This is a genomic window from Streptomyces sp. NP-1717, assembly GCF_022695985.1.
Classification (GTDB): domain Bacteria; phylum Actinomycetota; class Actinomycetes; order Streptomycetales; family Streptomycetaceae; genus Streptomyces.
In genome coordinates this window covers 12810-27217 of record NZ_JAAPBF010000087.1, presented here as the reverse complement: position 1 = coordinate 27217, position 14408 = coordinate 12810, and the positions used below count along the sequence as shown (strand labels likewise).

Below are 14408 nucleotides of genomic sequence, written 5' to 3'. Positions count from 1 at the left end.
TCGGTCATTGCGCGCTTTTCATCACTGCCGCCGCCGGGCAACACCGACGTAACGTGTCCAGCATCGATCCGGAAAGCGAGGCAGCACCGATGCCCGAGCAGAGCCCGCTCGAACTGGCCGAGGGCGATCCCTTCGGCCCGCACAACCTCCCGTACGGCGTCTTCACCACGGCCGACCAGCCCGGGCGGCGCCGCCTCGGGGTCCGCGTGGGCGGCCATGTGCTCGACGCGGGGGCCGCCGCGCACGCGCTGGGCTCCCCGTACGCCGCGCTGCTGGACCGGCCCTCTCTCAACCCCCTGATGGCCGCCGGACGCACGGCCTGGCGCGATGTGCGCCGGGCGCTCACCGCCTGGGTCACGGTCCCCGCCCACCGGCCGGACATAGAGCCGCTGCTGCACCCTCTCGGTTCGGTCACGATGCATCTCCCGTACGAGGTGGCCGACTGGGTCGACTTCTACGCCAGCGAGAACCACGCCACCAACCTGGGCCGGATCTTCCGGCCCGACGGGGAGGCGCTGACGCCGAACTGGAAGCATCTGCCGATCGGTTACCACGGCCGTGCGGGCACGGTCGTGGTCTCGGGGACGGACGTGGTGCGCCCGTCCGGGCAGCGCAAGGCGCCCTCGGACCCCGTTCCGGTCTTCGGGCCGTCGGTGAAGCTCGACATCGAGACGGAGGTCGGCTTCGTGGTCGGTGCCCCGTCGGCGATGGGCGCCCCGGTGGCGCTGTCGGCCTTCGACGACCACGTCTTCGGGCTCTGTCTGCTCAACGACTGGTCGGCGCGCGACATCCAGGGCTGGGAGAACGTGCCGCTGGGCCCGTTCCTCGGCAAGTCCTTCGCCACGTCCGTGTCGGCCTGGGTGACGCCCCTGGAGGCCCTGGACGCGGCGCGGGTCTCTCCCCCGCCCCGTACGCACCCGCTGCTGCCGTATCTGGACGACGCGGACGAGGAGGTGCCCGGCGGCTTCGACCTGCGGATCACGGTCACGCTCAACGGCCAGGTGCTCTCCGAGCCGCCCTTCGCGGGCATGTACTGGACGGCGGCGCAGCAGCTCGCCCATATGACGGTGAACGGCGCCTCGCTCCGTACGGGCGACCTGTACGGCTCCGGCACGGTCAGCGGCCCCGAGCGTGACCAGCGCGGCTCCCTCATCGAGCTGACCTGGAACGGCACGGAGCCGATCGAACTCGCCGACGGCAAGCGGACGTTCCTGGAGGACGGCGACGAGGTCACGATGACCGCCTGGGCCCCGGGCCCGGACGGCGTCCGTGTGGGCCTCGGCGACGTGACGGGCCGGATCACCGCCGGCTGAGGACCGCCCACCGGAGTCACGCTCCTGGAGCCTGTGAACGCCGCGGGGCCCCACCGTTGCCGGTGGGGCCCCGCGGCGTTCGTACGGGTACGGGCTAGCGCACGAACACGCCCGCCTGGCTCGCCAGATCGAGGAAGTACTGCGGCGCGACGCCCAGCACCACCGTGACGGCGACACCCACCCCGATCGTGGTCATCGTCAGCGGCGAGGGCACGGCGACCGTGGGGCCGTCCGCCTTCGGCTCGCTGAAGAACATCAGCACGATGACCCGGATGTAGAAGAACGCGGCGATCGCGGACGAGATCACACCGACCACGACCAGCGCCCCGGCGCCGCCGTCGGCCGCCGCCTTGAACACGGCGAACTTGCCCGAGAAGCCCGAGGTCAGCGGGATGCCGGCGAAGGCCAGCAGGAAGACCGCGAAGACCGCGGCCACCAGTGGCGAACGCCGCCCCAGCCCCGCCCACTTGGACAGGTGCGTCGCCTCGCCGCCCGCGTCGCGCACCAGCGTCACGACGGCGAAGGCGCCGACCGTGACGAAGGAGTACGCCGCCAGATAGAAGAGGACGGAGGAGATGCCCTGGTCGGTCATGGCGATGACACCGGCCAGGATGAAGCCCGCGTGCGCGATCGACGAGTACGCCAGGAGGCGCTTGATGTCGGTCTGGGTGATGGCGACGATCGCACCGAAGAGCATGGTGAGGATCGCGACACCGAACATCACCGGCCGCCAGTCCCAGCGCAGGCCGGGCAGGACCACGTAGAGCAGCCGCAGCAGCGCGCCGAACGCCGCCACCTTCGTCGCGGCGGCCATGAAGCCGGTGATCGGCGTGGGCGCGCCCTGGTAGACGTCCGGGGTCCACATGTGGAACGGCACCGCGCCGACCTTGAAGAGCAGACCCATCAGGATCATCGCCCCGCCGATGAGCAGCAGCGCGTCGTTGCCCATGGTCTCCGCGAGGACCGGGTCCACGGTGGCGACCGAGCCGTCCACGACGGCGGCGATGCGCGCGTACGACACCGAGCCCGCGTAGCCGTACAGCAGCGCGACACCGAAGAGCAGGAACGCGGAGGAGAAGGCGCCGAGCAGGAAGTACTTCACCGCGGCCTCCTGCGACATCAGCCGCTTGCGGCGGGCCAGCGCGCACAGGAGGTAGAGCGGGAGGGAGAAGACCTCCAGCGCGATGAAGAGCGTCAGCAGGTCGTTGGCCGCCGGGAAGACCAGCATGCCGGCCACCGCGAACATCGCGATCGGGAAGATCTCGGTGGTGGTGAACCCGGCCTTGACGGCCGCCTTCTCGCCCTCACTGCCGGGCACCGAGCCACCCTGGGCGGCGAACGAGTCGATCCGGTTGCCGTGGCTCGCCGGGTCGAGCCGGCGCTCGGCGAAGGTGAACACGGCCACGATCGCCGTGAGCAGGACGACGCCCTGGAGGAACAGCGCGGGGCCGTCCACCGCGATCGCGCCCATGGCGGCGAGGTGCGCCTTGGTGCTGCCGTATCCGCCCGCCGCGAGGGCGACCACCGCGGCGAACGCGGCGGCCAGGGCGACGACCGAGAGGAAGAGCTGCGCGTAGTACCGCCCCTTCCTCGGGACGAAGGCCTCAAGGAGGATGCCCACGACGGCGGCGCCCAGCACGATCAGCACGGGGGCCAGTTGTGCGTATTCGATCTTGGGGGCCTGGATCTTGTCGATCCCCTGGGCCGCCGTCGTTGTCCACAGGCTGTGGACAGCTGTCGCACTCACGGGGCTGCCTCCACCTCGGGCTTGGGGTCGGACTTCTGTACGTCACTCATGGTGTGCTCCACCGCCGGGTTCACGATGTCGGTCAGCGGCTTCGGGTAGACGCCCAGGAAGAGAAGAAGCGCGATCAGCGGGGTGACGACCGCCAGCTCCCGGAGCTTCAGGTCCGGCATGCCGCGGACCGACTCGTTCACCGGGCCCGTCATCGTGCGCTGGTAGAGGACCAGCACGTACAGCGCGGCGAGCACGATACCGACGGTCGCGATGATGCCGATCACCGGATACACGCTGAACGTGCCGACCAGGACCAGGAATTCACTCACGAACGGGGCGAGCCCCGGCAGCGAGAGCGTCGCGAGACCACCGATCAGGAACGTGCCGGCGAGTACCGGTGCGACCTTCTGCACCCCGCCGTAGTCCGAGATGAGCCGCGAACCGCGCCGCGAGATCAGGAAGCCCGCGACCAGCAGCAGCGCCGCCGTCGAGATGCCGTGGTTGATCATGTAGAGCGTCGCGCCCGACTGGCCCTGGCTGGTCATCGCGAAGATGCCCATGATGATGAAGCCGAAGTGCGAGATCGACGCGTAGGCGATCAGCCGCTTGATGTCCCGCTGGCCGACCGCGAGCAGCGCCCCGTACACGATGCTGATCAGCGCCAGCACCAGCACCACGGGGGTCGCCCACGTGGACGCCTCCGGGAAGAGCTGGAGGCAGAAGCGCAGCATCGCGAACGTGCCGACCTTGTCGACCACCGCGGTGATCAGGACGGCGACGGGCGCGGTGGCCTCGCCCATGGCGTTGGGCAGCCAGGTGTGCACCGGCCACAGCGGCGCCTTGATGGCGAAGGCGACGAAGAAGCCCAGGAAGAGCCACCTCTCCATGCCCGTCGACATGTCCAGCGTGCCGTTGGCCCTGGCCTCGGCGATCTCGGTCAGCGAGAAGGTCCCCGCCGACACGAACAGACCGATGACGGCGGCGAGCATGATCAGGCCGCCGGCCAGGTTGTAGAGGAGGAACTTCACGGCCGCGTACGACCGCTGGGTGGCTCCGGCCTCGTCGCCGCCCGCGTGGGCCCGGTCCCCGAAGCCGCCGATGAGGAAGTACACCGGGATGAGCATGGCTTCGAACAGGATGTAGAAGAGGAAGACGTCGGTGGCCTCGAAGGAGAGGATCACCATCGCCTCGACCATCAGGATCAGGGCGAAGAAGCCCTGCGTCGGCCGCCAGCGCGAACTCTTCGTCTCGACGGGGTCGGCGTCGTGCCAGCCCGCGAGGATGACGAAGGGGATCAGCAGGGCGGTGAGCGCCAGGAGCGACACACCGATGCCGTCGACGCCCAGCTCGTACCTGACCCCGAAGTCGGAGATCCAGGCATGGGACTCGGTGAGCTGGTAGCGGTCGCCGCCGGGCTCGAAGCGGACCAGCGCGGTCACCGCCAGCGCGAGCGTGGCGAGCGAGAACGCGAGGGCAATCCATTTGGCGGCGGTGCGCCGGGCGGCCGGGACGGCCGCCGTGACGATCGCGCCGATCGCCGGGACGGCCGCCGTCGCCGTCAGAAGGGGGAACGACATCTGATTACACCGCCCTCATCAACAGGGTCGCGGCGATGAGCACTGCCGTACCTCCGAACATCGAGACCGCGTAGGAGCGGGCGTAGCCGTTCTGCAGCTTGCGCAGCCGGCCGGACAGCCCGCCGAACGACGCCGCGGTGCCGTTGACGACACCGTCGACCAGGGTGTGGTCGACGTACACGAGCGAGCGGGTGAGGTGCTCGCCGCCGCGGACCAGGACCACATGGTTGAAGTCGTCCTGGAGGAGATCGCGACGGGCGGCACGGGTGAGCAGCGAACCGCGCGGCGCGGTGACGGGCACCGGCTTGCGGCCGTACTGGAGATACGCGACGCCGACACCGATGAGCAGCACCACGACCGTGGACGCGGTGACGGCCGCCGCACTGATCGGCGGGTGGCCGTGCTCGAACTGGGTGACCGGCTCCAGCCACTTCACGAACGACTCGTTGAGCGAGAAGAGACCGCCCGCGAAGACCGAGCCGAAGGCGAGGACGATCATCGGGATCGTCATCGACCTGGGCGACTCGTGCGGGTGCGGCTGGTTGCCCTCGGCGTCCGGCTGCCAGCGCTTCTCGCCGAAGAAGGTCATCAGCATCACGCGCGTCATGTAGTACGCCGTGAGGGCCGCGCCCAGCAGGGTGACGGCGCCGAGGATCCAGCCCTCGGTGCCTCCCTTGGCGAACGCCGCCTCGATGATCTTGTCCTTCGACCAGAAGCCGGAGAGACCCGGGAAGCCGATGATCGCGAGATAACCGAGGCCGAAGGTGACGAAGGTGACCGGCATGTACTTGCGCAGGCCCCCGTACTTCCGCATGTCGACCTCGTCGTTCATGCCGTGCATGACCGAGCCGGCGCCGAGGAACAGCCCCGCCTTGAAGAAGCCGTGCGTCACCAGGTGCATGATCGCGAAGACGTAGCCGATGGGGCCGAGGCCCGCGGCCAGGATCATGTAGCCGATCTGGGACATCGTCGAGCCCGCGAGGGCCTTCTTGATGTCGTCCTTCGCGCAACCGACGATCGCACCGAACAGGAGCGTGACCGCTCCGACGATCACGACCACCAGCTGGGCGTCCGGGGAGGCGTTGAAGATCGCGCCGGACCGGGTGATCAGGTACACGCCCGCCGTCACCATCGTCGCCGCGTGGATGAGGGCCGAGACCGGGGTCGGGCCCTCCATCGCGTCGCCGAGCCAGGACTGGAGCGGCACCTGCGCCGACTTGCCGCAGGCGGCCAGCAGCAGCATCAGGCCGATGCCCGTCAGCGTGCCGCCGCTCGCCTCACCGGTGGACTCCAGGACGGGCCCGAAGGCGAACGTGCCGAAGGTGGTGAACATCAGCATGATCGCGATCGACAGGCCCATGTCGCCGACGCGGTTGACGAGGAACGCCTTCTTGGCCGCCGTCGCCGCGCTGGGCTTGTGCTGCCAGAAACCGATGAGCAGGTACGACGCGAGGCCGACGCCCTCCCAGCCGAAGTACAGCAGGAGGTAGTTGTCCGCGAGGACGAGCAGCAGCATCGCGGCGAGGAACAGGTTCAGGTAGCCGAAGAAGCGGCGGCGCCGCTCGTCGTGCTCCATGTACCCGATGGAGTAGATGTGGATCAGGGTGCCGACGCCGGTGATCAGCAGGACGAAGGTCATCGACAACTGGTCGAGCTGGAAGGCGATGTCCGCCTGGAAGCTCTCGACCGGCACCCAGCTGAACAGGTGCTGGTGCAGGGCGCGGTCCTCGCCGCTCCTGCCCAGCATGTCGGCGAAGAGCACCACGCCGATCACGAAGGAGGCGGCCGCCAGCAGCGTGCCGAGGACATGTCCCACCCGGTCGAGGCGTCGCCCGCCGCACAGCAGAAGACCTGCTCCGAGCAGGGGCGCCGCGATGAGCAGCGCAATCAGATTCTCCACGATTCAGCGACCCCTCAGAGCTTCATCAGGCTGGCGTCGTCGACCGAGGCCGAGTGGCGCGAACGGAACAGCGACACGATGATCGCGAGCCCGACGACGACTTCCGCCGCGGCGACGACCATCGTGAAGAAGGCGATGATCTGGCCGTCCAGATTGCCGTGCATCCGGGAGAAGGTGACGAACGCGAGGTTGCAGGCGTTGAGCATCAGCTCGACACACATGAAGACGACGATCGCGTTGCGCCGGATCAGCACTCCGACCGCACCGATGGTGAACAGCAGGGCGGCGAGATAGAGGTAGTTGACCGTGTTCATTTGGTGACGCCCTCCTCGCGGTCCTCGCGGTCCCGCAGCTCCTCGCGGCCGAGGCGCTCCGTCGAGCGCTGCTCCAGCGCCCGCAGATCGGCGATGGCCTCACCGGACACGTCCCGGATCTGGCCGCGGTCCTTGAGTGTCTTGCTGACCGTCAGCTCGGACGTGGTGCCGTCGGGCAGCAGTCCGGCGATGTCCACCGCGTTGTGCCTGGCGTAGACGCCGGGTGCGGGGAGCGGCGGCAGGTGCTTGCTGCGGATCCGCTGCTCGGACATCTCGCGCTGGCTCAGGGCCCGTTCGGTGCGCTCGCGGTGCGTGAGCACCATCGCGCCGACCGAGGCCGTGATCAGCAGGGCGCCGGTGATCTCGAAGGCGAACACGTACTTGGTGAAGATCAGGGCGGCGAGGCCCTCGACGTTGCCCCCGGCGTTGGCGACGCCGAGTCCGGTGGAGGCCGTCATCGACGCGTTGCCGATACCGGCGATCAGCAGGACGCCGAAGCCGAGCCCGCAGAGGGCTGCCCACCAGCGCTGGCCCTTGATCGTCTCCGTGAGGGAGTCGGCGGCGGTGACGCCGACGAGCATGACCACGAAGAGGAACAGCATCATGATCGCGCCGGTGTAGACGACGATCTGGACGATGCCCAGGAAGTACGCCCCGTTGGCGAGGTAGAAGACCGCCAGGATGATCATGGTCCCGGCGAGACAGAGCGCGCTGTGCACGGCCCGCCTCATCAGGATGGTGCAGAGCGCGCCGATCACGGCGACGGTGCCGAGGATCCAGAACTGGACGGCCTCGCCGGTCGAGGTGGCGGAAGCGGCGATCGTGTTCATCCGCCGATCACCTTCTTCGAAGCCGGTTCGTCCTCGCCGAAGTCGGAGGCGCCTTCCTGCGGGCGCTCGCCCTTGGTGAAGGCGACCTGCCTGACCGTGCCGGGAGCGGCCTCGGTCACCAGGCCCCGGTAGTAGTCCTGTTCGTCCGTGCCGGGGAAGATCGAATGCGGTGACTCGACCATGCCCTCCTCCAGACCGGCGAGGAGCTGCTCCTTGGTGTAGATGAGGCTCTCGCGCGAACTGTCGGCCAGCTCGAACTCGTTGGTCATCGTCAGCGCGCGGGTGGGGCACGCCTCGATGCACAGTCCGCACAGGATGCAGCGGGCGTAGTTGATCTGGTAGACGCGGCCGTAACGCTCACCCGGGGAGTAGCGCTCCTCCTCGGTGTTGTCCGCGCCCTCCACATAGATCGCGTCCGCCGGGCAGGCCCAGGCGCACAGCTCGCAGCCGATGCACTTCTCCAGGCCGTCCGGATGGCGGTTCAGCTGATGGCGGCCGTGGAAGCGCGGCGCCGTCACCTTCTCCGTCTCCGGATACTGCTCGGTCAGCCGCTTCTTGAACATGGCCTTGAAGGTCACGCCGAAGCCGGCGACCGGATTCAGCCGGCGCGCGCCGGGGTCGTCCCCCTTCGAACCTTTGGAAGCGTTGTCAGGCACCGTCGGCCTCCTTTCCGTCACTCGCGTCACTCTCAGTATTGACTCCGCCACTGACAACCAGTTCGCGCTCACCGCGGGAACGCCGGCGCGGTACGGGCGGCAGGGTCTGCCCCGGCAGCGGAGGCACCGGGAAGCCACCGGCCATCGGATCGAACGCGGGCGGTGGTGGTTCGGCCGCGGCCGCGGCCTTCTCCTTCTTGTCGCGGAAGATGTCGGCGACGAAGGAGAGCAGGAGGATCGCGATGACCGCCGAGGCGACGTAGAGCACGATGTCCTGGAAGTCGTAGTTCTCGTTCCGCAGGGCACGCACCGTCGCCACCAGCATCAGCCAGACGACCGAGACCGGGATCAGGACCTTCCAGCCGAGCTTCATCAGCTGGTCGTAGCGCACGCGCGGCAGCGTGCCGCGCAGCCAGATGAAGAAGAACAGCAGCAGCTGGACCTTGACGATGAACCAGAGCATCGGCCACCAGCCGTGGTTCGCACCCTCCCAGAACGTGGAGATGGGGTACGGGGCCCGCCAGCCGCCCAGGAAGAGCGTGACGGAGACGGCGGAGACGGTGACCATGTTGACGTACTCGGCCAGCATGAACAGCGCGAACTTGATCGACGAGTACTCGGTGTTGAAACCGCCGACCAGGTCGCCCTCGGACTCGGGCATGTCGAACGGCGCGCGGTTGGTCTCGCCGACCATCGTCACGATGTAGATGATGAAGGAGACCGGCAGCAGGATGATGTACCACCGGTCGGCCTGCGCCTCGACGATCGCCGAGGTCGACATCGTCCCGGAGTAGAGGAACACCGAGGCGAACGCCGCGCCCATGGCGATCTCGTACGAGATCATCTGCGCGCACGAGCGCAAGCCCCCGAGCAGCGGGTACGTCGATCCGGACGACCAGCCGGCGAGGACGATGCCGTAGATGCCGACCGAGGCGACCGCGAGGATGTAGAGCATCGCGATCGGCAGGTCGGTGAGCTGCATCGTCGTGCGGTGGCCGAAGATCGAGACCTCGTTGCCTGCGGGGCCGAAGGGGATCACGGCGATCGCCATGAAGGCGGGCACCGCCGCGATGATCGGCGCCAGGACGTAGACGACCTTGTCGGCCCGCTTGACGACGACGTCTTCCTTCAGCATCAGCTTGATGCCGTCGGCGAGCGACTGGAGCATGCCCCAGGGGCCGTGCCGGTTGGGTCCGATGCGCAGCTGCATCCAGGCGACGACCTTGCGCTCCCAGACGATGGCGACCAGCACGGTCACCATCAGGAACGCGAAGCAGAAGACGGCCTTGAGGGCCACCAGCCACCAGGGGTCGGTGCCGAACATCGAGAGGTCCTCGGCGGCGAGGACGCTCTGCGCGGGGGCCGCGCCGAGTCGGTCGAGGGCGGTCATGAGCGCACCTCCGGTGCGTCGGACTCCGTGGCGCCGGCCGGGGCCTCGGCCTCGGCCGGGCCGATCCGCACGAGCGTGCCGGGGCGGGCCCCGGTGTCGGCGAGGACGCCGCCGCCCGTCGAGTTCAGCGGCAGCCAGACCACGTTGTCGGGCATCTCGGTGACGCTGAGCGGCAGTTCGACGGTGCCCGCCGGGCCGGTGACGGCGAGGACGTCGCCGTCCTTGACGCCCGTGACGGCCGCCGTGGTGGCGGAGAGCCGGGCGACGGCCGCGTGGCGGGTGCCCGCCAGGGCCTCGTCGCCGTCCTGGAGCCGGCCCTGGTCGAGCAGCAGGCGGTGACCGGCGAGGACCGCCTCGCCCGTGCCCGGACGGGGCATCGGACGGGAGGACTCGACGGGCGGTTCGGCGTGCGGGCCGTCCCAGGTGCCGAGCCGCGCCATCTCGGCGCGTACGGCCTTCAGGCTGGGCAGCGCGAAGGGGATGTCCATGGCGTCGGCGAGCATGTGCAGCACCCGCGCGTCGTCCGTGGCCAGCCTGCGCGTCATCTGCTCGGGCTTGAGCGCCGCCTCGAACGGCCGTGCCCTGCCTTCCCAGTTGAGGAAGGTGCCGCCCTTCTCGGCGACCGCGGCGACCGGGAAGACGACGTCGGCGTGGTCGGTGACCTCGCTGGGACGCAGTTCCAGCGACACGACGAACCCGGCGGCGGCGAGCGCCTCACGCGCGCGTGCCGGGTCCGGCAGGTCGGCGACCTCCACACCCGCGACGACCAGGGCGCCGAGTTCGCCGGTCGCGGCGGCCTCGACGATCTGGCCGGTGTCGCGGCCGTGGCGGTGCGGCAGTTCACGCAACCGCCAGACCTCGGCGGTCTCCTCACGGGCCCGCGGGTCCGTGGCGGGACGGCCGCCGGGCAGCAGTGTCGGCAGGGCGCCGGCCTCGACCGCGCCGCGCTCACCGGCCCTGCGCGGGACCCAGACGAGCCGGGCGCCGGTCGCGGTGGCGGCCCTGGCGGCGGCGGTGAGCCCGCCGGGGACGGCCGCGAGCCGTTCGCCGACGACGATCACCGCGCCGCTCTCGCGCAGGGCGTCGGCGGCGCGGGTGCCCGCGCCTTCGAGACCGGTCTGCGAGGCGAGCGCGTCGAGCCACTCGGTCTCGGTGCCGGGCGCGGCCGGCAGCAGCGTGCCGCCCGCCTTCCGGAGACCGGGGGTGGCGTGCGTGGCGAGGGAGAAGCTGCGCTGCCCGTGCTTGCGGTGGGCCTTGCGCATCCTCAGGAAGACGCCGGGCGCCTCCTCCTCGGACTCGAAGCCGACGAGCAGGACGGCCGGGGCCTTCTCCAGCGTCGTGTTGGTGACCCCCTTGCCGTCCAGGTCGAGGCCGTGGCCGGCGACGTGGGCGGCGAGGAACTCGGCCTCCTCGGCGCTGTGTACGCGCGCGCGGAAGTCGATGTCGTTGGTGTCGAGCGCGACCCGGGCGAACTTGGCGTACGCGTAGGAGTCCTCGACGGTCAGCCGGCCGCCGGTCAGGACGGCGGCCCGGCCCCGCGCCGCGGCGAGACCGTTCGCGGCGGCCTCCAGCGCCTCGGGCCAGCTCGCCGGTGCCAGTTCGCCGTCCGCGCCCCGTACGAGCGGGGTGGTGAGCCGGTCGGGCCGCTGCGCGTAGCGGAAGCCGAACCGGCCCTTGTCGCAGATCCACTCCTCGTTGACCTCGGGGTCGTCGGCCGCCATGCGCCGCATGACCTTGCCGCGCCGGTGGTCGGTGCGGGTGGCACAGCCGCCCGCGCAGTGCTCGCACACGCTCGGCGAGGAGACCAGGTCGAACGGGCGGGAGCGGAAGCGGTACGCCGCCGAGGTCAGCGCGCCGACCGGGCAGATCTGGATGGTGTTGCCGGAGAAGTACGACTCGAAGGGGTCGCCCACGCCGATGCCGACCTGCTGGAGCGCGCCGCGCTCCAGGAACTCGATCACCGGGTCGCCGGCGACCTGGTTGGAGAAGCGGGTGCAGCGCGCGCAGAGCACGCACCGCTCACGGTCGAGCAGCACCTGGGTGGAGATCGGTACGGGCTTCTCGAAGGTCCGCTTCTTGCCCTCGAACCGGGTGTCGGACTGGCCGGCGCTCATGGCCTGGTTCTGCAGGGGGCACTCGCCGCCCTTGTCGCAGACCGGGCAGTCCAGCGGGTGGTTGATGAGCAGCAGCTCCATCACACCGCGCTGGGCCTTCTCGGCGACCGGCGAGGTGATCTGCGACTTGACGACCATGCCGTCGGTGCAGGTGATGGTGCAGGAGGCCATCGGCTTGCGCTGGCCCTCGACCTCGACGATGCACTGCCGGCAGGCGCCGGCCGGGTCGAGGAGCGGGTGGTCGCAGAAGCGGGGGATCTCGATGCCGAGGAGTTCGGCGGCGCGGATGACCAGGGTCCCCTTGGGGACCGAGATCTCGATGCCGTCGATCGTCAGCGAGACGAGATCTTCGGGCGGGACCGCCGCCTCGCCGCCGCCGGAGGGGGCAGACGTGGTGACTGTCATGCGTTCACCTCCAGGTGCGCGTTGCGGTCGGCCCACAGCGTGGACTTCGCCGGGTCGAAGGGGCAGCCCTTGCCGGTGATGTGCTGCTCGTACTCCTCGCGGAAGTACTTGAGCGAGGAGAAGATCGGCGCGGCGGCGCCGTCGCCGAGGGCGCAGAACGACTTGCCGTTGATGTTGTCGGCGATGTCGTTGAGCTTGTCGAGGTCCGACAGGACGCCCTTGCCGTCCTCGATGTCGCGCAGCAACTGCACCAGCCAGTACGTGCCTTCACGGCACGGGGTGCACTTGCCGCAGGACTCGTGGGCGTAGAACTCGGTCCAGCGGGTGACGGCGCGCACCACACAGGTGGTCTCGTCGAAGCACTGGAGCGCCTTGGTGCCGAGCATGGAGCCGGCGGCGCCGACGCCCTCGTAGTCGAGGGGGACGTCGAGGTGTTCGTCGGTGAACATCGGGGTCGACGAGCCGCCCGGTGTCCAGAACTTGAGCCGGTGGCCGGGCCGCATGCCGCCGCCCATGTCGAGCAGCTGGCGCAGGGTGATGCCGAGCGGCGCCTCGTACTGGCCGGGGGCGGCGACATGGCCGCTGAGCGAGTAGAGCGTGAAGCCCGCGGACTTCTCGCTGCCCATCGACTTGAACCAGTCCTTGCCGCGGTTGAGGATCGCGGGAACCGAGGCGATGGATTCGACGTTGTTCACCACTGTGGGGCACGCGTAGAGACCCGCGACCGCCGGGAACGGCGGGCGCAGACGGGGCTGTCCGCGCCGTCCCTCCAGCGAGTCCAGCAGCGCGGTCTCCTCGCCGCAGATGTACGCGCCGGCCCCCGCGTGCACGGTGATGTCGAGGTCGATCCCGCTGCCGAGGATGTCCTTGCCGAGGTAGCCCGCCTCGTAGGCCTCACGTACCGCCTCGTGCAGCCTGCGCAGCACGGGCACGACCTCGCCGCGCAGATAGATGAAGGCGTGCTGCGAGCGGATCGCGTAGCAGGCGATGATCATTCCCTCGATGAGGGAGTGCGGGTTGGCGAAGAGGAGGGGGATGTCCTTGCAGGTGCCGGGCTCCGACTCGTCGGCGTTGACGACGAGGTAGTGCGGTTTGCCGTCGCCCTGCGGGATGAACTGCCACTTCATGCCGGTGGGGAAGCCCGCGCCGCCCCTGCCGCGCAGACCGGAGTCCTTCACGTACGCGATGAGGTCGTCGGGCGTCATGGCGAGCGCCTTGCGCAGGCCCTCGTACCCCTCGTGCCGCCGGTAGGTCTCCAGCGTCCACGCGTCGGGCTGGTCCCAGAACGCGGACAGGACCGGAGAGAGAAGCTTCTCCGGGGAGGTGTCGCTCATCTCGGGTGCTGTGGTCATCACTTCCCCTCCTCGGCCACCGGGCCCGTGGGGTTCGCGGGGTCGGACGGCGCGGTGGTCTGCGGCGCGTCGTGCGAGCTGAGGTGCTCGGAACCGGGCTGGGGCGTGTCCTTCGGCGCCGCTCCGTCGCGCGGACGCGGCGTACGGGCCGGGACCGCCTCGCCCTTGGCGAGCTTCAGGCCGATCAGCGAGGCGGGGCCCGCGCCACCGGTGGCGTCGACGGCGCCGGGGCGCTCGTCGGGGAAGCCCGCGAGGATCCGCGCGGTCTCCTTGTACGTGCACAGGGGCGCGCCGCGGGTCGGGGAGACCTGCTCGCCGGCCAGCAGGTCGTCCACGAGCTGCTTCGCCGACTCGACGGTCTGGTTGTCGAAGAACTCCCAGTTGACCATCACCACGGGCGCGAAGTCGCAGGCCGCGTTGCACTCGATGTGCTCCAGCGTGACCTTGCCGTCCTCGGTGGTCTCGTTGTTGCCGACGCCCAGGTGCTGCTTCAGCTCGTCGAAGATGGCGTCGCCGCCCATCACCGCGCACAGCGTGTTGGTGCAGACGCCGACCTGGTAGTCGCCGGACGGCTTGCGCCGGTACATCGAGTAGAACGTGGAGACCGCGGTCACCTCGGCGGTGGTCAGCCCCAGCATCTCGGCGCAGAACCGGACGCCGGTGCGGGAGACGTACCCGTCCTCGGACTGGGTGAGGTGCAGCAGCGGCAGCAGGGCCGAGCGGCTGTCGGGGTAGCGGGCGATCACCTCCTTGGCGTCCGTCTCCAGCCGGGCGCGCACATCGGCCGGGTAGTCGGGGGCGGGGAGTTGGGGCATTCCG

Annotated in this window: 11 protein-coding genes; 1 reads left to right on the top strand and 10 read right to left on the bottom strand. The window is 69.8% G+C overall.

Annotation, left to right across the window (positions count from 1 at the left end):
* Positions 1-89: 89 nt before the first annotated feature.
* Positions 90-1313 (top strand): fumarylacetoacetase, encoded by a 1224-nt coding sequence (gene fahA, locus GXP76_RS18915; protein WP_242572729.1) that lies wholly within the window; start codon positions 90-92, stop codon positions 1311-1313.
* 94 nt (positions 1314-1407) lie between these two features.
* Here fahA and nuoN read toward each other — a convergent pair whose 3' ends face one another.
* The 10 genes from nuoN to nuoE are packed head-to-tail and all read right to left on the bottom strand — an operon-like array spanning position 1408 to position 14404.
* A complete protein-coding gene (gene nuoN / locus GXP76_RS18910) occupies positions 1408-3060 on the bottom strand; it encodes an NADH-quinone oxidoreductase subunit NuoN (protein WP_242572726.1) in 1653 nt (550 codons plus the stop codon).
* Positions 3057-4628: an NADH-quinone oxidoreductase subunit M gene (locus tag GXP76_RS18905; RefSeq protein WP_242572725.1), complete on the bottom strand. Its 1572-nt coding sequence runs from the start codon at positions 4626-4628 to the stop codon at positions 3057-3059. The genes nuoN and GXP76_RS18905 overlap by 4 nt, the downstream gene beginning before the upstream one ends.
* Before the next feature lie 4 nt (positions 4629-4632).
* Positions 4633-6528: an NADH-quinone oxidoreductase subunit L gene (nuoL, locus tag GXP76_RS18900; RefSeq protein ID WP_242572724.1), complete on the bottom strand. Its 1896-nt coding sequence runs from the start codon at positions 6526-6528 to the stop codon at positions 4633-4635.
* A 14-nt stretch (positions 6529-6542) separates the two neighbouring features.
* Positions 6543-6842 (bottom strand): NADH-quinone oxidoreductase subunit NuoK, encoded by a 300-nt coding sequence (nuoK, locus tag GXP76_RS18895; RefSeq protein ID WP_078075618.1) that lies wholly within the window; start codon positions 6840-6842, stop codon positions 6543-6545.
* Complete coding sequence (locus GXP76_RS18890; RefSeq protein WP_242572723.1) at positions 6839-7672, bottom strand: NADH-quinone oxidoreductase subunit J; 834 nt, start codon at positions 7670-7672, stop codon at positions 6839-6841. The genes nuoK and GXP76_RS18890 overlap by 4 nt, the downstream gene beginning before the upstream one ends.
* Positions 7669-8328 (bottom strand): NADH-quinone oxidoreductase subunit NuoI, encoded by a 660-nt coding sequence (gene nuoI / locus GXP76_RS18885; protein ID WP_242572722.1) that lies wholly within the window; start codon positions 8326-8328, stop codon positions 7669-7671. The genes GXP76_RS18890 and nuoI overlap by 4 nt, the downstream gene beginning before the upstream one ends.
* Positions 8321-9718 carry an NADH-quinone oxidoreductase subunit NuoH gene (gene nuoH, locus GXP76_RS18880; RefSeq protein WP_242572721.1) on the bottom strand — a complete coding sequence of 466 codons (1398 nt, stop codon included), beginning with the start codon at positions 9716-9718 and terminating at the stop codon, positions 8321-8323. The genes nuoI and nuoH overlap by 8 nt, the downstream gene beginning before the upstream one ends.
* The gene (locus GXP76_RS18875; RefSeq protein ID WP_242572720.1) at positions 9715-12237 is read right to left on the bottom strand and encodes an NADH-quinone oxidoreductase subunit G; all 2523 of its coding nucleotides are present in this window, start codon (positions 12235-12237) and stop codon (positions 9715-9717) included. Before GXP76_RS18875 ends, nuoH begins: the two co-directional genes overlap by 4 nt.
* Positions 12234-13589, bottom strand: a complete 1356-nt coding sequence (nuoF, locus tag GXP76_RS18870; RefSeq protein ID WP_242572719.1) for an NADH-quinone oxidoreductase subunit NuoF — start codon at positions 13587-13589, stop codon at positions 12234-12236. The genes GXP76_RS18875 and nuoF overlap by 4 nt, the downstream gene beginning before the upstream one ends.
* Positions 13589-14404 carry an NADH-quinone oxidoreductase subunit NuoE gene (gene nuoE, locus GXP76_RS18865; RefSeq protein WP_242572728.1) on the bottom strand — a complete coding sequence of 272 codons (816 nt, stop codon included), beginning with the start codon at positions 14402-14404 and terminating at the stop codon, positions 13589-13591. The genes nuoF and nuoE overlap by 1 nt, the downstream gene beginning before the upstream one ends.
* Positions 14405-14408: the final 4 nt, after the last annotated feature.